Consider the following 22,067-nt stretch of genomic DNA (forward strand, 5'->3'; position numbering starts at 1 on the left):
CCTGACGTCCTGATGCCCGTACGCCTTGACCGGTGGAACCCCGGTGGTTTCCCCGGGGGCGCCTCAGGGTGCCAGGAACGCGGTGAGCGCGGCCGCCACCGCTTCGGGATCCTCCAGCTGCGGGTAGTGCCCGACGGCCGGCGGCCCGGCGAGCTCCACGACCCGGGCCTGCGGCATGCGTGACCGGATCCGGGACAGTACGTGGGCCCCGCTGATCGGGTCGGCGGGTCCCCAGACGAACAGCGTGGGTCCGGGGAAGCCCTCCAGGGCCGAGGTCCAGCGCGCGGCATTCCGGCGGCGCTCGTCGATGTAGCGCAGCAGTCGCGGGGCGAGGCGGTGGCCGCCGGCCCGGGACGCGGACGCCCACAGGTCGTGCAGGTCCTCGTCGTGGACCGGCCGCCCGAGCACGGCGCGCAGGGACGCGGCGAACCGCCGCTCCGTGGTGAGGGGCGCCAGCAGCGGCCCCAGCGGGCCGTGCAGCAGCCGCTGGATCGGCACGGGGCGGTGCAGATCGGGGTAGAGGCCGCCGTTGAGCCAGGCCATGCGGGTGATCCGGGCCGGGTCGCGCGCCAGCAACTCCTGGCCGACGCTGACCCCGTAGTCGTGCGCGACCAGGGCGGTCCTGCCGATTCCGTACCGTCGCCAGACCTCCTCGACCAGCGAGGCCTGGTCGAGGAGCGAGTAGCGGTGGCGCCGCGGCTTGTCGCTCTCCCCGAAGCCGAGCAGGTCCAGCGTGGTGACCCGGAGTCCGGCCGCGACGAGCGCCGGGACGACGGCGGCCCAGTCGTGCGAGGAGGTCGGGAAACCGTGGACGAGGGTGACGGGGGCGCCGAGCGCGGGCCCGTCCTGGCGCACGAAGACCGAGTGGCCGTCGATCCGTACGGTGCTGCCGCCCTCGGTCCAGCGGCGCAGCGGCGGCAGGGCGCGTCGGGTGGTCAGGTCGCCGCTCATGCCCGGTCCTCCTCGTCGTGGAGGTGACCCAGGCCGTGCAGGAGCGCCCGCAGGCCGAAGGCGAACTCGGCCTCGGCGTCGAGCGAGTTGAGGAGTTCGGCGTGGCGGTGGACCACGGGGTGGGTGCGCGGGGAGAGGGACGCGAACAGTTCGGCCATCGCGGCACGCTGATCGGCGGTACGGGCCGCGCCGCCGGAGTCGAGCACGGCGGCGCCGATCACGAAGTGGGTGACCGTGAGGTAGACGTGGACGGCCGGCCGCGGGGCCCACCCGTGCGCCAGGAGCTGTCCGAGGGCGTGCTCACGGGCCCGCAGGGCTTTGGGGCCGAGCAGCTGACCGGCGGTCAGCAGCGGGACGACCGCAGGGTGTTCCGCGAGGACCCGGCGGAACTCCCGGGCCCCGCCTTCCAGTCCGGCCCGCCAGTCCCCGTCGAGGGAGGGCAGCCGGATCTCGCCCAGCATGTGGTCGACCGTCTCGATCAGCAGCTCCTCGCGGCTCGCGACGTGCCGGTAGAGGGAGGTGTGGCGGACCTGGAGGTGCTCGCCGAGCCGGCGCATCGTGAGCGCCTCCAGGCCCTCGCGGTCGGCCAGTTCGAGCGCGCCCGCGGTGATCCGGTCGAGCGTCAGCCCGCCTTGGCGGGGCCTGCGCCGGTCGTGTTCGGCGTACCGGGCCTGCCACCAGGCGGGGGAGCCGGGCTCAGGGGCGGCTTCGGACCCGGATTCGGGCTGGGGTGTCATGGGTGGTGGCGCCTATTCGAAGAGGTCGGGTTCCGTGCGGGTGATCTCGTCCCAGAGGGGCTGGAAGGAGAACCAGCCCGCGAGCGGGAACCCGGTCTGGTCCCGGGTGTGCCGGGCGGCCTCGGGGTCGATCAGGTGCGGGGTGCCCGCGGCCTGCGCGAGCAGCTGCGCCTGGGCGCTGCGCTCCATGGAGATGAACCACCAGGCCGCCTCGTCGACCGATTCGCCGACGGTGAAGATGCCGTGGTTCTGGTGGATGACGGCCTTGTGCGGCCCCAGCCCTGCGGCGAGCTGTCGCCCGGCCTCCTCCTCGACCACCACGGCACCTGCGCCGTCCCGGTGGACGGTGTGCTGCTCGTACACGGCGCACGCGTCCTGGGTGATCGGGTCCAGCAGGCGTCCCAGACTCGAGAACGCCTTCCCGTGGACGGCGTGTGCGTGACAGGCGGCGACCACGTCGGGCCGGGCGGCGTGGATTGCGGAGTGGATCACGAATCCCGCCCGGTTGACGGGGCGCCTGCCGTGGCGGACCTGTCCCTCGTGGTCGACGAGGATCAGGTCGCTGACCCGTACGTGCCGGAAGGACATGCCGAACGGGTTGACCCAGAACATGTCCGGGTACTCCGGATCCCGCACGGTGATGTGTCCCGCGACCCCTTCGGAGAAGCCGAGGCGGCCGAAGACGCGGCAGGCTCCGGCGAGCCGCTGCTTGCGGTGCTCGCGCTCCTGCGCGGGGTCGGTGAACACGGGCGGCAGGGGCAGTTCGAGGTTCTCCTGCCGCGGTACGAACGCGCTCCGGCGCAGCCCGGCGGCCGTCGCCGCGCCCGGCCCCGTACCCGTGTCCGTCTCGTGCTGCCCTCGGGTGCCCGTCGTCCGGTCCACGCCGCCTCCCTCTGCTATGCGTCCACTGGACGCACATCATGGGGCCAATGGACGCATGACGCAAGACCTCCGACACCGGCCTGAGGCGGCCGAGCCCTGCGGGTCGTGCTCAACGCCGACGCGAACACCTCGTCCTGCACGGGGCGCGGGGAGTGCGCCCCGGCCGCGGCCCGGGACGAGGTGTCCGCCGGCTCCCGCTAGCGGGCCGTGCCGAAGTCCTGCGTCCAGAAGAAGTTCGGCTGCGCGAGGCCGACGCCGATCTCCTTGAAGGCACAGTTCAGGATGTTCTCCCTGTGCCCGGGGCTGTTCATCCAGCCGGTCATGACCTGCTCGGGCGTGCTGTAGCCGTAGGCGACGTTCTCGCCGTAGGTCGTCCAGGTGTAGCCGGCACGGGTGATGCGCTGGCCCGGGTCCGAACCGTCGGAGCCGGTGTGCGACATGTTGGCGTGCGCGGCCATGTCCTCGCTGTGCTTCAGCGCGGCGTCCGTCAGCTTGGCATTGACGGTCAGCGCCGAGCACCCGACCTTGGCGCGCTCCTTGTTCACGAGGGCCACCACCTCGGCGGCCGGGCCGGAGGGCGCGGCGGTCGGGGTCGTCGGCTTCTGCGGCGTCACCGGAGCCGTCGGACGGGCCGGGGCAGGCTGCGCGGGCTTCGGCGCCGCGGGGGCGGTCGACGGCTCCGCGGGCTCCGTGGTCTGCGGAGTCTGCTCGGTCTGATCGGTCTGCTCGACCGGCACGGTCGGTGCCGTCTCGACCGGGGCGTCCGCCGGTCCCGCCTGGGTCTGGATCGACTCGCTGGGGGAGGGGGCGTTGTGGGAGGGGCGCATGCCGTGGTGCCGGCCGGCGGACCTCGCCGAGCCCGCCTCCTGGGTGTCCCAGCACGCCATGGCGGCCGTGGGTATGCCGACGAGGCCGAGCGTGACGGCGGCGATGGTTATTTTCTTGTAGTGCGTCCGCTTTTTACGGTGCTTGTGCATGCGTGACCTCACTTGGTTTCTGCGATGCGTCCTGCGCCTGAGCTGCGGGAGCGCCGGGGCCGGGCCGCCATTCTTAGAAGCCCCGGAACGGGCTGGCAAGTCTCGCCCCCGGCCCGCGCGGCACCTCCGTACGACGGGCTTGAAATGGGCGGACGGTCATGCTGGCCGTCCGGTCGGCCGACTGCGCGGGACGAAGACCGTCCATCAGGCGCACTTGTGACGTGGCGAGTTGCCACAGAACGTTCCGCCCCTCAATGCGCGCATTTCGCTGAAGAGGGGAATGTCGATTCCGGTGGGACAAATCTCGACATGTCAGGGAAGCGTGAGCGGACGTAATGCTTCCGTGATCTTCTGGAGCGCAGTGATGTATGTCACTGTTTCGCAGGGAACCCGGTGTCGGCGAACAGGCGTCCGCGGGGTTCTGTGACGGCGCCGCCGTACGGCTCGCGGCGCCGCGCGGCGCCGGTCATTCCGTCGGCCGCCGCGCTCCGGATCTTCGGCCTGACTCAACTCACCCTGGAATCAGCCCTGTTACGCAACCGATCAAGGCTGAACCGCCCGTGTCGGGACCCTTGCTGTGCCGTCGAGGTTCGCGAATGATGCTCGCTGTGCGCCGGCCACGCGGCCGGGCTCCGCCCCGCCCCGAATCGCTCCCCCCGAATCGACCGGCCCGGAGGCCTGCCTTGCGGACGAGCCAGCACATACGCAGATCGTCACTCGTCGTCGGCGCGGCCCTCGCGCTGGTCGTCGCCGCCGCCCAGACGGCCTTCGCGGCTCCGCCCCCGGCGCTCCCCGCCAACGCCGAAGCCATCGAGCTGACCTTCCAGCCGGCGTACGACTACGACACGGACGGCTGCTACCCGACACCCGCCATAGGCCCGACCGGCGTACTGAACGGCGGTCTCAAACCCAGCGGCGCCCTCGACGGCAGCTGCCGCGATGCCTCGGACCTCGCCAACACCAACGGCTACTCCCGCGCCACCTGCAACAACGGCTGGTGCGCCGTGGTGTACGCGCTGTACTTCGAGAAGGACCAGGCCGTCCCGGGCATCGGCCTCGGCGGCCACCGTCACGACTGGGAACACGTGGTGGTGTGGATCCAGGGCAACGAGGCGAAGTACGTCGCCACCTCCGCGCACGGCGACTTCGAGATCCACGCGCGCGACCAGATCCGCTGGGACGGCACCCACCCCAAGATCGTCTACCACAAGGACGGCATCGGCACGCACTGCTTCCGCGCGGCGAACACGAACGACGAACCGCCGGAGAACCACCGCCACGCCTGGCAGTTCCCCGCGCTCGTCGGCTGGTCGGGCTACCCGGCCACGCTCCGCGAGAAGCTCAGCCAGGCCGACTTCGGCAGTGCCCACTTCGGCCTGAAGGACGGCGCCTTCTCCTCCCACCTCGCGGAGGCCAAGCCGGAGGGCATCCCCTTCGACCCGTACCGGTAGGCGGCGCACGCATCCCGGGGCCGCCCCCGGCCCGTCGACACGGCGAACCGCGTCACACCCGCACCGCCGCGACCACCGAAGGAGCGGTCACGCCTCCCTGCGGCGGCGCCGGACGGCGAAGACGATCGCGGCGATGACGAGCAGAACGATGAGCACGGTGCCGATGAGGGCGACGGTGCCCAACTTCTTGAAGAAGCCCTTCTTCTTGCTCTTCTTGCTCTTGTCCTTCTTCTTGTCGCCCTTCTTGGCGCCGTCGACGAGGTCGGCGGAGCCGACTGCCGAGTGCCGGACCTGCACAGATGCCGCCTGGGCCGGAAGCTGCGCCCCAGCGGCGGCGACCGTGACCGGACGAGCCGTCACCGGCGCAGCCTGGGCCTGCGCCTGCGGAGCCAGCAGCAGCCCGGCCAGCGCGAGTGCGGGTATGGCACGGAGGATCCCGCGACTGATCACTTGCTTCATCTCCTTGGGCCGTTGTTGTGTCCACGATCATCGCAGGCCGGTCGGCCGCCTCTTACAGGGCCCTTATACCCGGCCGGTACCGGCCAGATGCAGAGCAGTGCCGCCGAGCCGTCGTCAGCGCCCGTCGTCCGACGGCAAGCTGGGCACATCGGCGCTGACGAGGCTGACCAGAAGCCGGTACGGCTTCCGGAGACGGAGCCGGCCGGAATCGAACCGGCGTCCTCGCGGTTTTGGAGACCGCGCGCGACGACCTCTGCGCTACGGCCCCGTCCGGGCCCCATCGTACGAGGTCCGCCGGCCGACGCAGGCCCGGTCAGCCGCGCCAGATCTTCTCGTACGCCTCCTGGTAGCCCTGGGGGTTCCAGGACGTGGCCCCGCTGCTGTTCGCCGCCGTGGCGATGTGGACGGGAGCCACGTAACCGCTGGCGGGCCGGCCGGCGAAGGCGCGGTTGAACTCGTCGACGATCTGCCAGCCCTGCTGCGAGAGCGGCTCGGGGACGGTCGCGGACTGGAACTGCTTGCTGTTGATGCGCCGGAACGCGGAGGGGTCGCCGTCGCCGGCGCCGATGTTGAAGGGCGGCCCGGCGCCGGGCTTGCCGGCGGCGCGGAAGGCCGGGGCGGCGTCGTCGAAGTACAGGTCGTTGATGGCGACGGAGTACGTCCAGTCCTTCGGGAAGCGGGACAGGAGCGAGGAGACCTCCTGGGGGGTGCGCCGGCTCGCGTCCGGGATCGGGATGTTCGCGTGCGCCAGGAGCTTGACGGCGGGGCACGCGGCGAGCCGCTGCTCGATCAGCCGGGACTTCGTACCGGCGAACGGGATCGAGTCGTCGGTGAAGACGACGACCCCGGCGTTGCCGTCGGACTGGGCGATGACCCAGTCCGCACTGGCCTTCGCCACCTCCTCCACCTTCGTGGTGATGTTCGTGAAGAGCCTGGGATCCGTGCTCGGGCCGGGGGAGCTGACCGCATGCCAGCCGATGAGCGGGATCCCCGCCGCCTCGGCCTGCGCCACCTGCTGCGAGGTGAGCCGGGGATCGAAGCCGCCGATGACGATGCCCGAGGGCTTGAGGGTGACGGCCTGGCTGAGCGCCGCCTGGATGCCGGCCGGGGTGCCCTCACCGTCGATCAACCGGACGTCCCAGCCGATGGCCTGCGCCGCCTCCCTCACCCCCTTCGCGACTCCGGCCACGCCGGGGTTGGTCATGGTCTGCGCCACGTAGACGATGGTCTTGCCGGGGACGGCCTCGGGCCCGGTGGTGGGGCCGTTCCACGACGTGCCCTTGCTCTCGGCCCGCTGGACGGCCGCCTTCGCCTCCTGGAGCACGGCCGGGCAACCGGCGGCCGCGGAAGGGCCGGTGGCGTTCGACGAGCCGCTCTCGCAGCCGGCGACGGCGGTCGCGGCTGCTGCCAGCAGGGCTGCGGCCGCGAGGGCGGTCTTGCGGTTCGGGTACACGGTGCTCCTGACGCTGGTCTGCGCTGCGAGGTGTTCTGCGGGAGGTTCAGGGGGCGCCTGCGCCGTCGTCGCCCGCCGCCGAGGCCGGCCGTTGCGCGGGCGGCCCGCCGGTGGTCGTGGCGTCGGTACGCAGCCTCCTGCGCGCCGAGTAGCCGGCCAGCCCGACCGCGATGAGCAGCGTGCCGCCGTTGAACAGCGGGGTGGCCCAGAACTCGGCGCCGAGCTGGCCGATCCCGGCGAGGCCGACGGCGAGTACGGTGACGGCCACCAGCGTGCCCAGGGCGTTGGCGCGACCCGGCTTGATCGTGGTGGAGCCGAGCAGGACGCCGACGAACGCGGGCAGCAGGTAGTCCAGGCCGACGCTCGGGTTGCCGATCTGCTGCTGCGCGGCGAGCAGCACACCGGCGAAGCCGACGACCGTGCCCGACCCGGCGAACGCGTAGACGCAGTAGCGGTGCGTGGGGATGCCGATGATCCCGGCGGCGCGGGGGTTGGAGCCGATGACGTACAGGTACCGGCCGAACGGCAGCCGCTCCAGCACCAGCCACAGGACGACGACGAGCCCGAGTACGTAGAAGGCGGGTACCGGCAGGCCGAGGAACCGGGCGTCGTAGAGGCCGGTGAAGGCGGCCGGGAGCCCGTCGGGGCCGGGGACGATCCGGCTCCCGGCGGTGATCCAGCCGGTGACGGCGTACATCATGCTGCCGGTGCCGAGCGTGGCGATGAAGGAGTCGATGCGGGCGAACTCGACGACGACGCCGTTCACCGCGCCGGCCAGGGTCCCCCCGAGGACGACCACGAGGCAGGCGAGCGGCCAGGGCCAGCCCGCATCGACGATGAGGTACAGCACCAGGACGTGCGCCAGGCCCAGGGCGTAACCGATGGACAGGTCGAACTTGCCGCTCGCGATGGGGATCGTCGCGCCGAGCGCCATGACGGCCGGGATCGACTGGTTGGAGAGGATCGAGGAGACGTTGCCCCGCGTGGGGAAGGTGTCGGGCAGGGCGAGGGAGAAGACGAGGAAGAGCAGGACGGTGAGGGCCAGGAGGCCGTACGTCCCGAGGAAGTGCCCGTGCAGACGACCCGGCAGGGAACGGCGCCAGGACGAGGGTGCGGGGCTCACCGGCTCCCCGCGCTTCCGGTGATCGCGGGCAGGGCCGAGGCGGTGCGGGTGAGTTCGGTGACGCTCAGGGTCTCACCCGCCAGTTCGGCCACCACGCTCCCGCGCCCGAACACGAGCGCGCGGTGGCACACGTCGGCTACCTCCTCGAAATCGGTGGAGATGAGCAGGACCGCCAGGCCGGCGGCCAGCGCCTCGTCGAGGAGCCGGTGGATGGAGGCCTTGGCGCCGACGTCCACGCCGGCCGTCGGCTCCTCGAGGATCAGCAGGCGCAGCTTCCCGCGGAGCCGGCGGCCGACCATGACCTTCTGCTGGTTGCCGCCGGACAGGGTCGCGATCGGCACCTCGCTGTCGCGGGGGCGTACGTGGAACCGCTCGATCAGGGCGGCGGCCTCTGCACGTTCGCGCCGCGGGGCGACCCAGTGCCAGGCCCGCACCCCGGCTGCCCGGGGATTGGCCAGGAAGTTCTCCCGTACCGTCAGTTCCGCGGCGCAGCCCTCCTCCTGCCGGTTGGCGGCCACGAAACCGACGCCGGCGCCGAGGGCCGCGGCGACCGTGCGCGGGTGGTACGGACGGCCGTCGAGCAGTGCGCGGCCTCCGAGCAACGGCAGTGCGCCGGCGAGGGCGCGGCCCAGGTGCATGTGGCCGGCCCCGGTCAGACCGACCATGGCGAGCATCTCGCCTTCGTGCAGCTCCAGACTGACCGGGCCGGTGCGTTCGGTCGTCACGCCGTCGAGGCTCAGTACGGGCGGTCGGACGGGCGCGGAGCGGGACGCAGGGGCGGAAGGGGGCCCGGAGGCGGCAGCGGGGGACGGGCCGCCGGCCGCTTCGGGGCCCACGATGTCGCCCACCAGACGCACGGGGCTGTACGGGGCGAGGGGGCCCTGGCTGACGAGCCGACCGTCGCGCAGGACGGCGAAGGTGTCGGCGACCTCGTACACCTCGTCGAGGCGGTGGCTGACGTAGAGGATGCCGTGCCCCCGGTCGCGCAGGGCGTGCAGCACGTCGAAGAGGCGGGCGCAGTCCGCGGCGGGGAGGGTGGCGGTCGGCTCGTCCAGGACGAAGAGCTCCGCCTGCCGGGCCAGGGCGCGGGCGATCGCGACCAGTGAGCGTTCGGCGGGGGCGAGGTCGGCGACGCGGGCGTCGGCGTCCAGGTGCCCGGCGACGATCCGCAGTGCCTCCTCGCAGTTCCTCCGGGTCTCGCGCCAGGAGATCAGGCCGCGGCGGCGGGGGTATCCGGTGCCCAGGGCGATGTTCTCGGCGACGGTCATCCACTCGACCAGACCGAGGTCCTGGTGGATGAAGGACATGGTGCGGCGGGCCGCGTCGGAACCGAGCGGGTGCCCGGCGACGGTCACCTCGCCCGAGTCGGCGCGGTGGACCCCGGCGAGCACCTTGATGAGCGTGGACTTCCCGGCACCGTTGGGGCCGAGGAGGGCCAGGACACTGCCGCCGTGGACGTCGAGGCTGACCCCGTCCAAGGCGACGGTGCCGCCGAAGCGTTTGGCGAGACCGCGTATGCGGACGAGGGGTTCTCCGCCGGAGCGCGACGGCGGGCTCGTCGAGGTGACGGGAGTGTCATGCACGGACTTCTCCGGGGCCGCCTGGGGAGGTGCTTCGTGAAGCTGTGAGGACATCGGTGGGGATCGATGAGAGACATCGGTGATGCTACTGGCGACCATGGTCATATGGGCGACATGTCGCCGTCTGTGCCTCCGATGGTCGAGTGGGGAGAGGACCGGGGAGTGACGGTCAGGCCGCGTCCAGGGCGCATTCGGCCCAGATGACCTTGCCGTGGGTGGTGTAGCGGGTGCCCCAGGCATGGGCGAGCTGCGCGACGAGGAACAGCCCGCGTCCGCCCTCCTCCGTCGTGGCCGCCCGTCGCAGGTGCGGGGCGGTGCTGCTGCCGTCGGCGACCTCGCAGATCAGGGTCCGGTCGTGGACCAGACGTACCTGGATGGGCTCGGTGCCGTAGCGGACCGCGTTGGTGACCAGCTCGCTGAGCATCAGCTCGGCGGCGAACGCGAGCTCGTCCAGCCCCCACTCGGCCAGCTGGCGGGTCGCGGCGGCCCGGATGCCGGAGACGAGGGCCGGGTCCGCGGGCATCTCCCACGTGGCGATCCGGTCGGCGGGCACGGTCCGGGTACGGGCGACGAGCAGGGCGATGTCGTCCGCGGGGTGGTCGGGTGCCACGGTGTCGATGACCGCCTGGCAGGTGTCCTCCGGCGTGCGGTCCGGGTGGGACAGGACACGGCTCAGCTGGGCGAGGGCAACATCGATGTCGCGATGGCGGTCCTCGACGAGCCCGTCGGTGTAGAGGACCAGCGTGCTCCCCTCGGGAAGCTGGATCGCGGCCGTTTCGAACGGCAGACCGCCCAGGCCCAGCGGCGGTCCGGCCGGCAGGTCGGGGAACGTCACGACGCCGCCGGGGTGGACCAGGGCGGGCGGGGGATGGCCGGCGCGGGCCATGGTGCACTGCCGCGTCGTGGGGTCGTAGACGACGTAGAGGCAGGTGGCGCCGACGATGCCGGAGTCGTTCTCGCCGCCCTCCTCCCGGTCCAGCCGCACCAGCAGGTTGTCCAGATGGGTGAGGAGTTCGTCCGGGGCGAGTTCCAGCTCGGCGAAGTTGCGCGCGGCGGTGCGCAGCCGGCCCATGGTGGCGGCGGCGTGCAGGCCGTGGCCCACGACGTCTCCCACGAGCATGGCGACCCGGGTGCCGGAGAGGGGGATGACGTCGAACCAGTCGCCGCCCACCCCGGATTCGGCGGGCAGGTAGCGGTGCGCGACCTCGACGGCGCCCTGCTCGGGAACGCCGTGCGGGAGCAGGCTCTGCTGCAGGGCCAGGGCCAGGGTGTGCTCACGGGTGTAGCGGCGGGCGTTGTCGATGCAGAGGGCGGCGCGGGCCGCGAGTTCCTGGGCCAGCCAGCTGTCGTCGTCCCCGAAGGGGGCGGGGTCCTCCGAGCGGTAGAAGCTGGCGACCCCCAGCAGGACGCCGCGGGCGAGCAGGGGAACGGAGACGAGGGAGTGCACGTTGTGCGCGAAGATCTGCCGCGCGTGCTCGGGTTCCTGGTCGATCCAGCCGACGGCGTGCCTCAGGTCGGCCTCCAGCACCGCCTGACCGCTGTCCAGACACCGCATGTGGGGGGTGCCGGCGCGCAGCTCCACCCGCTGCCCGACCGGGTAGAAGGGGCAGTCCTCGCGTATGCCGTGGACCACCGCGCGGTGCAGCTCGGTCCGGGGATCGGCGGACTCCTCGCCGCGCAGCACGGCCTCGGGCACGTCGATGGTGACGTAGTCGGCCAGGCGCGGGACCGCCATCTCGGCGAGCTCCCAGGCGGTGCGTGTCACGTCCAGCGTGGTGCCGATACGGGTGCTGGCCTCGGCCAGCAGCTCCAGGCGGCGGCGTGCCGCGACGGCGTACTTCCCCACTTCCGGCTCGCCCACCAGCACCAGCCCTTTGACCTTGCCGGCGGTGTGGCCGCCGGCGGCCACGGGGGCGGGAGCGGCGAGCGGGCCGGGCGGCGGACCGGAGGGCGGTCCGGTGCGGGGCAGGAGGGAGAGGTGGTGCACCGGCTGCGCATCGCCGGAGAGCACGGCCTCGACGACGACGCCCTGCACCCCGGAGCGGCTCACGAGCGGGCTGCTCATGAGGGTGACGCCGCGCCCGTGGGGCAGGGAGACCTCCACGGCGGCCCGCTGGGTCGAGGAGATGAGCTCGGTGGCCTTCTCCTTGAGGACCATCTGATCGCTCCGGTCCAGCCCGCTGTCGCCGAGCTCGTCCAGTCCGATCAGATGCCCGTTCCCCGCGGCCGTGCCGGTCCGGGCGAGGTGGCTGGCGTCGAGGTACGTCCGCAGCAGTGCGCGCTCCCGCTCCGAATGCTGCTCCATCAGCCGCCGCTCGATGGTCTCGGCCGCCCGGCGCACCAGGGCGGGCAGCGCCGGGTCCTCGTAGCCGTGCGGGTACCCGAAGCACAGGACGCCGACGACGTGTCCGCTCAGCTGGTCGCGGATCGGGGTGGCGGAGCAGGCGTTCGACTGGGAGCGCTCGGCGAAGTGCTCGGCCCCGTAGACCTGGACGAGCCGCCGCTCGGCGAGCGCGAGACCGATGCCGTTGGTCCCCGCGAACCGCTCGGCGAAGACGAAGCCGGGGACGCTCTGGATGGGCGGGAGGTCATGGGCCAGCGCGGGCTCTCCGAAGCGGCGCTGCAGCACCGTTCCGTTCCCGTCGGCGAGGGAGACGTTCATCTGGCTGCCCGTGAAACGCGACGCCAGCTGGTCGAGCACCGGCGCGGCCGCGCGCACGAGCCGGCTGTCCGGATCGAAATCGTCCCGGTAGGGAAGCTCCGTCTGGTCCGGTGACAGCCCCAGCGACTGGCAGCGCAGCCAGGAGTTCAGGATCGGACTGCGCACCTCGCCCACGACCGGCTCGCCCAGCAGGAACCGCTCACGGGAGCGTGCGGGGCCGATCTCGTCTCCCGTGACCCCCATACGCATCACTTCTCCTTACCGGGCCCTCGGCCTCGGCCACACCGGAGCGCTTGCCCCGAGTAAGTGTCTTTCGAGTATATTCCTCCTGGTTTGTCCGGGTCGTTCGGATCCTTCGGATCGTTCGCGTCAGAGGATCGCGACCGGATTGACGGGCGAGCCCGTCCCGCCCGGCACGTTCAGCGGCGTCACGACGATCATGAACTCGTGGCGCCCCGCCCCGGCGCAGGCGGCGGAGAGCGCCTCGAGGTCCAGGTTGTCCAGCAGCGGCACCCCCATGGCCGCCACGGCGAGGGCGTGGACGGGGGAGTGGACGCCCTCGACCGGCGAGGGCCGCAGGTCGCTGTCCCCGTCGCCGCCGAGCAGGGCGATACCGCGCTCGGCCAGCAGGGGCAGGGCATCCACGTGCAGGCCCGCGCTCGCCGCGTCCGAGTCCCAGGGGCCGCGTTCCCGACGGCGCCGGAAGCGGCCGGAGCGCAGCAGCACCGCGCAGCCGTCGTCGATCGTCACGCCCAGTGCCCGCTCCGCGGCGGCGACGTCCCGCGCGTGGACCGCGTGCCCGGGCTCCAGCCAGTCGACCGCGAGGACGGCCGGCAGATCGAGGAGGACCCCCTTGGTGACGAGGGGGCCGAGCTCCGCCACCGAGCCGAAGCGCGCACCCGCGGCGCCGAAGGCCTCGCGGGCCGGGCGGCCGTCGTAGAGCAGCCCGTCGTACGCGACGTGCGAGAGGGCGTCCAGGTGGCTCACGGCCTTGCCGTGGTAGTCGACGCCGATGAAGTCCTTGTACGTGGCGGGTTCCGGGGACTCCACGTCACCGAGATCGGACATGTAGTGCAGGGCGGGCTTGCCGTTGTCGGGGCCGGGCCGGGTGTCCCAGGGCAGACCCAGCTCGACCGCCGTACCGGACCGGATCAGGGCGGCGGCCCGGCGTACGTGGTCCGGGGTGACCCGGTTCCAGGCGCCGCGGCCGGCCACCGCCCAGCGCCCCCACGTGCGGACCGCGGCGAAGAGTGCGTCGAACTCCTGGCGCGGGACTGCGGGCTCCCTGTGGGGCGGGAGCGGCGGGGGCTCCGGGGGCGGCGGGGGCGCCGGGAGCGGCGGGGGCTGCGGGGGCGCGGGGGCCGGCGGGGGCTTCGGCGGCGTCGGGTCGTCCGCGGGGCTGCTGCTCATCGGAACTCGGCGCTCCAAGGCCTCGGAGGGGTCTCGTCCTGGGGCGGGACCGGGGGGCGGGCGCCCCGACGCCCGCACCGCATCACATGCCCGGCGGCCCCGGTCCCTACGCCTCGGAGGCCCCGCACGGGCGAAAGGTGGCGGCGGGCAGCGTCGACGGGGCACGCTGGATCCATGCGGATGCCCTTCCGCTCACCTCCTCGACCGGGAGCGGGCGGTCGTCACCAGGTCCTTTTCGTACTCGCGGAGTGTCTGCCGTTCGCGATCGCGCTCTCGGTGCTGATCATCGAGTTCACACCGGCGCACGTCCTGTACACCGGCCCCCTCCTGGTCGCGACGCCGGCGCTGGCCGCGGTGGCGATGGGCCCCAAGGGCACCCTCGCGGCGGTGGCCCTGGCGGTGGCCGTGAGCGTGGTCACCGCCACGTACAACGGGGCGTGGGGCAGTCAGCAGGTCTACACGAACTTCCTGGCCCTCTTCCTGGTGTCGCTGGCGAGCGTCGCGACGAGCAGCACCGTCCGCAGACGGCGGGAGGACGAGCTCGAGCAGGTCCGCCGGATCGCCGTGGCGGCGCAGGAGGCCGTGCTGCGTCCCGTCCCGGCCAGGCTGGGCCCCGTACGCGTGGCAGGCATGTACCTCGCGGCCGAAACGGGGGCGCAGATCGGAGGCGATCTGTACGAGGCCGTACAGACGAAGTACGGGGTCCGGGTGATCGTCGGTGACGTCCGGGGCAAGGGGCTGCCGGCCGTACGGGCCGCCGCGGCCGTGCTCGGCGCGTTCCGGGAGGCCGTGCACTACGAGGACGAACTGGTGGGGGTCATCAACCGCTGCGAGGCGGCCCTGCTGCGCGACGCCGCCGTGCCGGGCGTGATCGACCCGGAAGCACTCGTGGAGGGTTTCGTCACCGCTCTCGTGGCACAGGTGCCGGACGGCCCCGTCGTCGAGGTGGTCAACCGCGGTCATCCGCCCCCGCTGCTCCTGCGTGACGGAACCGCCGGCGCCCTGATGCCCACCTGCCCGTTGCCGCCGCTCGGACTGGCGGAGTTCATCACGGGCCCGCCCGGCCCGGCGGACCGCTATGCCTTCGGGCCCGGAGACCGCCTGCTCCTGTACACCGACGGCGTCATCGAGGCCCGCAACAGCGGCAACGACTTCTTCGCCCTGCCCGAGGCGATGGAGGCGGTGAACGCGATGCCCTCCGGCGGTCCGCGGGAGTTCCTGGACCAACTGCACCGGGGACTGCTCCGCCACACCGGGCATCGCCTGGCGGACGACGCGGCGATGTTCCTGGTCGATCGGTGACGATCCGTCAGATCACCTTGTAGGCAGGCGTTCGACCGGGATCGAACCTCGCCGGAGCGGGCCGTAAACGCCCTGCCGCAAGATCACTGCATCGAGGTAATAGCAGTGACTTCCCGGGCTGGTCCGCTGCTGTGACGGTTAGTGTGCTCCCGGATCCGGATGGAATGCCCGGATATTCGCCCTCTTTTTCTTCTTTCACCGGTGACGTGTGCCCGCATGCCGTTCACCACCCTTACGAAGGAGAACCTGCCCGATGACCGTGGACACCAGCCCGGAGGCGCAGCTCGAGCCTCCGCAGACCAGCCTGGGCACGGCGGCCGCCCGCAACCTCGCCACCACGACCAAGTCCGCCCCGCAGATGCAGGAGATCACCTCCCGCTGGCTGCTGAAGATGCTCCCCTGGGTGGAGACCAAGGGCGGCACGTACCGGGTGAACCGGCGGCTGACCTACACCGTCGGTGACGGGCGCATCGACTTCGTCCAGGACGGTGCCCAGGTCCGGGTGATCCCCCGCGAGCTCGGCGAACTCGCCATGCTGCGCGGCTTCGACGACATGGAGGTGCTGACCGCACTCGCCGGCCGGTGCGTCCAGCGCGACTTCCGCGCCGGTGAGGTGCTGGTCGAGCGCGGCACCCCCGCGAACGAGATCCACCTGATCGCCCACGGCCGGGTCAACCAGACCTCCGTCGGCAAGTACGGTGACGAGGTCGCCGTCGCCGTGCTCGCCGACGGCGACCGGTTCGGCGAGAACGCCCTGCTCGACGGTGCCGGAGGCTGGGACTACACGGCCACCGCCGCCACGCCCGGCACCCTGCTCACGCTGTCCCGCTCGGACTTCGCCGCCGTGCTCTCCTCGGCGCCGCACCTCCAGGCCCACGTCGAGCGCTTCGGCTCGCTGCCGCACCAGCGCCAGAACAAGCACGGCGAGGCCGAGATCGCGATGTCCGCCGGCCACACCGGCGAACCCGAACTGCCCGGCACCTTCGTCGACTACGAGCCCCACCCGCGCGAGTACGAACTCTCCATCGCCCAGACGGTACTGCGGGTCCACACGAGGGTCGCCGACCTCTACAACGAGCCGATGAACCAGACGGAGGAGCAGCTCAGGCTCACCATCGAGGCGCTGCGCGAGCGCCAGGAGCACGAGCTGGTCAACAACCGGGAGTTCGGCCTGCTCCACAACGCCGATTTCAAGCAGCGGATCCAGACCCACTCCGGCCCGCCCACCCCGGACGACCTCGACGAGCTGCTCTGCCGCCGCCGTGGCTCCAAGCTCTTCCTCGCCCACCCCAAGACCATCGCGGCGATCGGGCGTGAGTTCAACGCCCGCGGACTCTACCCGGACCACGTCGACCTCGGCGGACAGCAGGTCCCGGCCTGGCGCGGGGTCCCGATCCTGCCCTGCAACAAGATCCCGATCAGCAAGCAGAACACCAGCTCGATCCTGGTGATGCGAACCGGCGAGGACAACCAGGGCGTCATCGGCCTGCGTCAGACCGGTCTGCCGGAGGAGTACGAGCCCGGCCTGTCGGTGCGCTTCATGGGCATCGACGAGAGGTCGATCATCTCCTACCTGGTCTCCACCTACTACTCCGCCGCCGTCCTGGTGCCGGACGCGCTCGGCGTGCTGGAGAACGTACAGATCGCCCGCAGGCACGACTGACGCACCTGCTCCACCGCCACGCCGGCCACGGCCCGGGCTGTCCCGGGCCGGCCGGGCATGCCCGGGATCCGGGACAGCCCAACCACCTCACCAAGGAGTCACGGATGCCCGATCCCGGGCCTTCCCCTCTGCAGTCGAGTCTCCCTGCAGCCGCGGCCCGCTTCGGGGCCCACGGTCACGGCCGCGGCATCGAAGCCGTCGGCTGCGTCCGGCCTGCCCTGTTCGCCCCGCCCGCCCAGCCCTCGGTCCCCGTCCCCACGCCGAGCCCCGCCCTGGAGCGGGTCCTGCGCGGCCCCAGCGGTCTGGGCGCTGCGGGGCTGTCCCTGGCCCGGCGCGCGGAGCCGCCTGCGCCCGAGGAGGAGCCCCCGGCGGCGGGACGTCCGATCCCGGGTCTCTACCACCACCCGGTGCCGGAACCCGACCCCGTCCGGGTCGAGGAGCTCAGCCACAGGATCAAGGCGTGGGCGGTGGACGAGGTCGAGTTGTACCCCCCGGAGTGGGAGGACCAGTTCGACGGCTTCTCCGTGGGCCGCTACATGGTCGCCTGCCATCCGGACGCCCCCACCATGGACCACCTGATGCTCGCCACGCGGCTGATGGTCGCCGAGAACGTCGTCGACGACTGCTACTGCGAGGACCACGGAGGTTCGCCCGTCGGCCTCGGCGGACGCCTGCTGCTGGCGCACACCGCCCTCGACCCCCTCCACACCACGACGGAGTACCAGCCGGAGTGGGCGCAGTCGCTCCACTCGGACGCGCCGCGCCGCGCCTACCGGTCGGCCATGGAGTACTTCGGCCGGCAGGCCACCGCCTCGCAGGCGGACCGGTTCCGGCACGACATGGCCCGTCTGCACCTGGGGTACCTCGCCGAGGCGGCCTGGGCCGAGACGGACCACGTCCCGGAGGTGTGGGAGTACCTGTCGATGCGCCAGTTCAACAACTTCCGCCCCTGCCCCACCATCACCGACACCGTCGGCGGCTACGAACTGCCGGCGGACCTGCATGCCCAGCCCGCCATGCAACGGGTCATCGCGCTCGCCGGGAACGCGACCACCATCGTCAACGACCTGTACTCCTACACCAAGGAACTCGCCAGCCCCGGCCGGCACCTCAACCTGCCCGTGGTGATCGCCGAACGCGAGGGCTGCTCCGTCCGCGAGGCCTATCTGAAGGCGGTCGAGGTCCACAACGACCTCATGCACGCGTTCGAGGCCGCGGCCGCCGACCTGGCCGCCGCCTGCCCCGTCCCGAGCGTGCTGCGCTTCCTTCGGGGCGTGGCCGCGTGGGTCGACGGCAACCACTACTGGCACCAGACCAATACCTACCGCTACAGCCTGCCCGACTTCTGGTAAGGATGGATTTATCTGTGACCAACACCGAGCTCACCATGTCCCCCGCCGCCACGTTCATCCCTGCCCCGGCGACGCCCTACCAGGGTGACATCGCCCGCTACTGGGACCACGAGGCCCGGCCGGTGAACCTGCGTCTCGGCGACGTCGACGGTCTCTACCACCACCACTACGGCATCGGTGACGTCGACCACGCAGCCCTCGGGGACACCGGCGACAGCGCATACGAGAAGAAGCTGATCGCCGAGCTCCACCGGCTGGAGTCGGCGCAGGCCGACGTCCTGCTGGACCACCTCGGCCCCATCGGGCAGGGCGACACGCTCGTGGACGCCGGGTGCGGCCGCGGCGGATCGATGGTCATGGCCCACCAGCGGTTCGGATGCAAGGTCGAGGGCGTCACCCTGTCGGCCAAGCAGGCCGAGTTCGCGAACGAGCGCGCCCGCGAACTCGGCATCGAGGACTCCGTCCGCGCCCGCGTCTGCAACATGCTGGGCACGCCGTTCGAAACCGGGCAGGCGGCCGCCTCGTGGAACAACGAGTCGAGCATGTACGTCGACCTGCACGACCTGTTCGCCGAACACTCCCGGATCCTCGCCGTCGGCGGCCGCTACGTGACCATCACCGGCTGCTGGAACCCCCGTTACGGCCAGCCCTCGAAGTGGGTCTCCCAGATCAACGCGCACTTCGAGTGCAACATCCACTCCCGCCGGCAGTACATGCGGGCCATGGCCGACAACCGTCTCGTACCGCAGGCCGTCATCGACCTGACGCCCGCGACCCTGCCCTACTGGGAGCTGCGGGCCACGTCCTCCCTGGTCACCGGCATTGAAGAGGCGTTCATCAACTCCTACAAGGACGGCTCGTTCCAGTACGTCCTGATCGCAGCCGACCGCGTCTGATCCTGCGTAGCCCGAAAGGGCGGCCGGGCCCGTGACCCACGGGCCCGGCTTTTGCGTACGTCACGCAGACCGGTGCGGCGCCGTCGCCGGCGCAGGAGACGCGTCGGCCGAGGCGAGCAGGCTCAGTACGGTGGCCTCCATGGCGTGCCGCGCCTCCTCGGGGCCGAGCCCGGTGGACCGCCAGTGGTGCCAGGCGCCCCACGTGGTGACCGCGTCGAGCCCGTCGACCAGGTCCCTACGCCGCCGCCCCGACAGCCGGTCCAGTTCCTCCGCCAGTACGGCCTCCATGCGCCGGCGGGCGTCGGCGAAGGCCTCCTCGGTCACCTGACGGATGCGCTCCGAGGGATGGTCCATGCGGATCATCGCCAGGCGTGCCGGGGTGATCCATTCGAGGATCCGGGCCCGCTGTTCGACCAGGGCCGCCACGCGCGCCTCGCGTGGCCCCTCGGTGGGCAACGGCCTTATCTGCTGGGCCAGTTGTTCCAGCCGCCGGGTGATGGCGGTGTCCACGAGCTGGGCCATGTCGTCGAAATGGTGGAACACCGACCGCCGTGAGACCCCCGCGTACCGGGCCACCCGGTCGGCGGGGAAGTCCGTCATGCCTTCGTCGAGGAGCGTGAGCAGCGCATCGGCGATCTTCTCGCGGGTCTGCCGGCCGCGCTCGGTCCGGCCGTCCGGCGTGACGGTGTTCGGCGGGCTGCCGTGCTCCGGCCGCCGCGGGATGTCCTGCTCGGGATGCCGTCCCACCTGGGGCTCCTCTCTCCGATTGACATTATCGCACTCCGAGTGCAACGGTGAATGTGCACTCGGAGTGCAACTTCATTCGTGGAGGGAAGCGCAGCACGATGTTCCTTGCCCTGGGCCGCTGGTGTGCCCGTAGACCGAGACGGATCCTCGCCGTCTGGGCGGCCGTGACGATCGCCGTCGCCGTCGCCGTCATGCTCCACGGCCGGGTCACCAGCGAGGCGGTGGCCATCCCCGGCAGCGACAGCCAGGCGGCGCGCGACGCGGCCGGCTCCTTCCACGGGCCCGCCTCCGGCAACCAGCCGCTCGTCCTGCACACCGCGCCGGACGGGCCGGTGCTCACCTCCGCCGCCGCGCAGCAGGCGGTCGAGGCGGCGGCCGGGGACGTGGCCCGGGTGGACCACGTGGTGAGCGCCGCCCTGCCGTACGGGCCTTCCGGCATGGCGGCCATGAGTGCGGACGGCCACACCGCCTACCTGTCGGTCGGGCTGGACGTGACCGGGCGCGACATCACCCCGGAGATCAGCGAGGCCGTGCTGGCGGCCACCGGGCCCGCCCGGCAGGCCGGCATCGAGGTCACCGCCGGCGGGGACCTCGGGGCCGCCGCCGACAAGGGGTCCACCGCCCACAGCGAGCTGATCGGTCTCGCGGCGGCCGCGGTCATCCTGTTCCTCGGGCTGCGCAGGGTCCTCGCGGCCGGTCTTCCCCTGCTGGTGGGGGTCGTGGGACTGGTGATCTCGCTCTCGGCGATCGGGCTGGTCGGGCACGTCCTCGACATGCCCTCGGCGGGCGCCACGATCGCGGCGATGATCGGCCTCGGTGTCGGCATCGACTACACCCTCTTCTGCCTGACGCGCTTCCGTGAGCTCCTGGCCGAGGGCCACGGCGCGGTGGACGCCGCCGGGTACACCACGGCGAGCGCGGGCAAGGCGGCCGCTTTCGCCGGCTGCGCCGTGGCGGCCGCGCTGGCGGGTCTGGCGCTCGGCGGGCTGCCGCTCCTGTACGCGCTGGCGCTCGCCCCGGCGATCGCCGTACTCGTCGCGGTCCTGGCGGCCCTGACCCTGCTGCCGGCCCTGCTCGCACTGCTCGGCCACCGGCTGGGCCGCAAGGCGGGCCGCCGGCCCGCCCCGGCGAAGCCTGCCGACACGGCCGGTGCGACCGGTGCGGACGAAGCGGCCGAGCCCGTCCGTGAGGCCGACCCTGCGGGCGCGCGCTGGCGGCGGTTCGCCGCGCACGTGGCCGGCCGCCCCTGGCGCTACCTGCTCGCGAGCCTGGTCCTGGTGGGCGTACTGGCCGTACCGGCCGCCGGGTTGACGTTCGGCCAGCTCGACGCGGGGGACAAGGCGGCCGGCACCTCGAGCCGTACCGCGTACGAGCGGCTGGCCGAGGCCTTCGGGCCGGGCGTGAACGGCCCCCTCCAGGTGACCGAGACCTTGCCCACGGCGGCCGACGGACCGTCCGACCACCGCGTCGCGACGGTCACCGAGACCCTCGGGCAGACCCCCGGCGTGGCCGCCGTGAGCCCGGCCCGGCTCGGCCCGGACGGTCGTACCGTCCTGTGGCAGGTCACGCCCACCACCGGCCCCGGCGATCCGGCCACCGTCGCCCTCGTGGACCGGCTGCGGGACACCGCTCTGCCCGAAGCCACCGCCGGCACCGGGGTCACCACCCACGTCGGCGGGCCGACGGCCGCGCAGGCGGACCTGAACGCGCGGCTCGCCGCCCGGATGCCGGCGATCATCGCCGCCGTCGTGCTCGTCGCCGGCCTGCTGCTCCTCCTGGCCTTCCGCGCACCGGTGGTCGCGGCCAAGGCGGCCGTGATGAATCTGATCTCGGTCGCCGCCTCGTACGGCGTGCTGACCGCAGTGTTCCAGTGGGGCTGGGGGGCGGGCCTGCTCGGCCTCGACGGCCCGGTGCCGATACCGGGATACGTCCCGCTGCTGATGTTCGCGGTGCTGTTCGGGCTCTCCATGGACTACGAGGTGTTCCTGCTGAGCGCCGTACGGGAGTCCTACCTGCGGCACCGGGACAACACGCGCGCGGTCGTCGACGGACTGGCCGGCACGGCCCGGATCATCACGTCGGCGGCGATGATCATGGTCTGTGTGTTCCTCAGCTACCTGCTGTCCGAGGACCCCGTGGTGAAGATGTTCGGCATCGGACTGGCCACGGCCGTGGCCCTGGACGCCACCGTCGTCCGCGGACTCCTCGTCCCGACCAGCATGGTGCTGCTCGGCGAGCGCAACTGGTGGCTGCCCGCCCGGCTCGACCGCATCCTCCCCCGAGTGGACATCGAGGGCACCCCGACACCCCCTGTACGCGACCGGCCCCCGGCCCCCGCCCCCGCCACGGTTCCGCCCACCGCATCCACCGCATCCACCACCGCGCCCGGCCCCGACCGGCTTCCCGCTCCCTGAGGTACGCA

General features: G+C 72.3%; 17 protein-coding genes and 1 tRNA gene. 6 read left to right on the forward strand and 12 right to left on the reverse strand.

The window, feature by feature from the left end; genetic code table 11:
- Positions 1-63: 63 nt before the first annotated feature.
- From ACZ49B_RS13000 to ACZ49B_RS13015, 4 genes are all read right to left on the reverse strand, one after another.
- Positions 64-951 (reverse strand): alpha/beta fold hydrolase, encoded by an 888-nt coding sequence (locus ACZ49B_RS13000; protein ID WP_468304300.1) that lies wholly within the window; start codon positions 949-951, stop codon positions 64-66.
- The gene (locus ACZ49B_RS13005) at positions 948-1,688 is read right to left on the reverse strand and encodes a TetR/AcrR family transcriptional regulator C-terminal domain-containing protein (RefSeq protein WP_468304302.1); all 741 of its coding nucleotides are present in this window, start codon (positions 1,686-1,688) and stop codon (positions 948-950) included. Before ACZ49B_RS13005 ends, ACZ49B_RS13000 begins: the two co-directional genes overlap by 4 nt.
- 12 nt (positions 1,689-1,700) lie before the next feature.
- The gene (locus ACZ49B_RS13010; RefSeq protein ID WP_468304863.1) at positions 1,701-2,492 is read right to left on the reverse strand and encodes a class II aldolase/adducin family protein; all 792 of its coding nucleotides are present in this window, start codon (positions 2,490-2,492) and stop codon (positions 1,701-1,703) included.
- Between the two features lie 275 nt (positions 2,493-2,767).
- On the reverse strand, positions 2,768-3,547 hold the full coding sequence (locus tag ACZ49B_RS13015; protein WP_468304305.1) for a CAP domain-containing protein: 780 nt from the start codon (positions 3,545-3,547) through the stop codon (positions 2,768-2,770).
- Positions 3,548-4,230: 683 nt separating this feature from the next.
- Here ACZ49B_RS13015 and ACZ49B_RS13020 point away from each other — a divergent pair.
- Entirely contained in the window at positions 4,231-4,998 is a 768-nt protein-coding gene (locus ACZ49B_RS13020; RefSeq protein ID WP_468304308.1) for an NPP1 family protein, read from the forward strand.
- 87 nt (positions 4,999-5,085) lie between these two features.
- On the opposite strand, the gene ACZ49B_RS13025 is transcribed toward ACZ49B_RS13020, so the two are convergent.
- The 7 genes from ACZ49B_RS13025 to ACZ49B_RS13055 form a co-directional block, all read right to left on the reverse strand.
- The gene (locus tag ACZ49B_RS13025; protein ID WP_468304310.1) at positions 5,086-5,448 is read right to left on the reverse strand and encodes a hypothetical protein; all 363 of its coding nucleotides are present in this window, start codon (positions 5,446-5,448) and stop codon (positions 5,086-5,088) included.
- 202 nt (positions 5,449-5,650) lie between these two features.
- Positions 5,651-5,725 (reverse strand) — tRNA-Trp (locus tag ACZ49B_RS13030).
- A 45-nt stretch (positions 5,726-5,770) separates the two neighbouring features.
- Positions 5,771-6,910 (reverse strand): substrate-binding domain-containing protein, encoded by a 1,140-nt coding sequence (locus ACZ49B_RS13035; protein WP_468304313.1) that lies wholly within the window; start codon positions 6,908-6,910, stop codon positions 5,771-5,773.
- 46 nt (positions 6,911-6,956) lie between these two features.
- Positions 6,957-8,033 carry an ABC transporter permease gene (locus ACZ49B_RS13040; protein ID WP_468304314.1) on the reverse strand — a complete coding sequence of 359 codons (1,077 nt, stop codon included), beginning with the start codon at positions 8,031-8,033 and terminating at the stop codon, positions 6,957-6,959.
- Entirely contained in the window at positions 8,030-9,616 is a 1,587-nt protein-coding gene (locus tag ACZ49B_RS13045) for a sugar ABC transporter ATP-binding protein (protein ID WP_468304316.1), read from the reverse strand. Before ACZ49B_RS13045 ends, ACZ49B_RS13040 begins: the two co-directional genes overlap by 4 nt.
- Before the next feature lie 166 nt (positions 9,617-9,782).
- On the reverse strand, positions 9,783-12,518 hold the full coding sequence (locus ACZ49B_RS13050) for a SpoIIE family protein phosphatase (protein ID WP_468304319.1): 2,736 nt from the start codon (positions 12,516-12,518) through the stop codon (positions 9,783-9,785).
- 126 nt (positions 12,519-12,644) lie between these two features.
- Complete coding sequence (locus ACZ49B_RS13055; protein ID WP_468304322.1) at positions 12,645-13,685, reverse strand: cyclase family protein; 1,041 nt, start codon at positions 13,683-13,685, stop codon at positions 12,645-12,647.
- Positions 13,686-13,859: 174 nt separating this feature from the next.
- On the opposite strand from ACZ49B_RS13055, the gene ACZ49B_RS13060 reads away from it, so the two are divergent.
- The 4 genes from ACZ49B_RS13060 (at position 13,860) to ACZ49B_RS13075 (ending at position 18,898) form a co-directional block, all read left to right on the forward strand.
- Complete coding sequence (locus ACZ49B_RS13060) at positions 13,860-14,987, forward strand: PP2C family protein-serine/threonine phosphatase (protein ID WP_468304325.1); 1,128 nt, start codon at positions 13,860-13,862, stop codon at positions 14,985-14,987.
- A 253-nt stretch (positions 14,988-15,240) separates the two neighbouring features.
- Complete coding sequence (locus tag ACZ49B_RS13065) at positions 15,241-16,650, forward strand: family 2B encapsulin nanocompartment shell protein (protein ID WP_468304328.1); 1,410 nt, start codon at positions 15,241-15,243, stop codon at positions 16,648-16,650.
- A gap of 104 nt (positions 16,651-16,754) precedes the next feature.
- Positions 16,755-18,002 carry a family 2 encapsulin nanocompartment cargo protein terpene cyclase gene (locus ACZ49B_RS13070; RefSeq protein WP_468304331.1) on the forward strand — a complete coding sequence of 416 codons (1,248 nt, stop codon included), beginning with the start codon at positions 16,755-16,757 and terminating at the stop codon, positions 18,000-18,002.
- Positions 18,003-18,016: 14 nt separating this feature from the next.
- Positions 18,017-18,898, forward strand: coding sequence for a geranyl diphosphate 2-C-methyltransferase (locus ACZ49B_RS13075; protein WP_468304334.1), 882 nt, complete (start codon positions 18,017-18,019; stop codon positions 18,896-18,898).
- A 60-nt stretch (positions 18,899-18,958) separates the two neighbouring features.
- Here the strand turns inward: ACZ49B_RS13075 and ACZ49B_RS13080 are convergent, their stop codons facing one another.
- Entirely contained in the window at positions 18,959-19,645 is a 687-nt protein-coding gene (locus ACZ49B_RS13080) for a TetR/AcrR family transcriptional regulator (protein WP_468304337.1), read from the reverse strand.
- A gap of 98 nt (positions 19,646-19,743) precedes the next feature.
- Between ACZ49B_RS13080 and ACZ49B_RS13085 the strand changes: the two genes are divergently transcribed.
- Entirely contained in the window at positions 19,744-22,059 is a 2,316-nt protein-coding gene (locus ACZ49B_RS13085) for an MMPL family transporter (RefSeq protein WP_468304340.1), read from the forward strand.
- The last annotated feature ends 8 nt before the right edge of the window (positions 22,060-22,067 follow it).

Source organism: Streptomyces sp. NPDC031132 (genome assembly GCF_055570595.1).

Bases quoted from the DNA above. Each gene is read 5' to 3' on its own strand.
- ACZ49B_RS13000 (WP_468304300.1), bottom strand. From the start codon at position 951: ATGAGCGGCGACCTGACCACCCGACGCGCCCTGCCGCCGCTGCGCCGC.
- ACZ49B_RS13005 (WP_468304302.1), bottom strand. From the start codon at position 1,688: ATGACACCCCAGCCCGAATCCGGGTCCGAAGCCGCCCCTGAGCCCGGC.
- ACZ49B_RS13015 (WP_468304305.1), bottom strand. From the start codon at position 3,547: ATGCACAAGCACCGTAAAAAGCGGACGCACTACAAGAAAATAACCATC.
- ACZ49B_RS13050 (WP_468304319.1), bottom strand. From the start codon at position 12,518: ATGGGGGTCACGGGAGACGAGATCGGCCCCGCACGCTCCCGTGAGCGG.
- ACZ49B_RS13055 (WP_468304322.1), bottom strand. From the start codon at position 13,685: ATGAGCAGCAGCCCCGCGGACGACCCGACGCCGCCGAAGCCCCCGCCG.
- ACZ49B_RS13060 (WP_468304325.1), top strand. From the start codon at position 13,860: ATGCGGATGCCCTTCCGCTCACCTCCTCGACCGGGAGCGGGCGGTCGT.
- ACZ49B_RS13065 (WP_468304328.1), top strand. From the start codon at position 15,241: ATGACCGTGGACACCAGCCCGGAGGCGCAGCTCGAGCCTCCGCAGACC.
- ACZ49B_RS13070 (WP_468304331.1), top strand. From the start codon at position 16,755: ATGCCCGATCCCGGGCCTTCCCCTCTGCAGTCGAGTCTCCCTGCAGCC.
- ACZ49B_RS13085 (WP_468304340.1), top strand. From the start codon at position 19,744: ATGTTCCTTGCCCTGGGCCGCTGGTGTGCCCGTAGACCGAGACGGATC.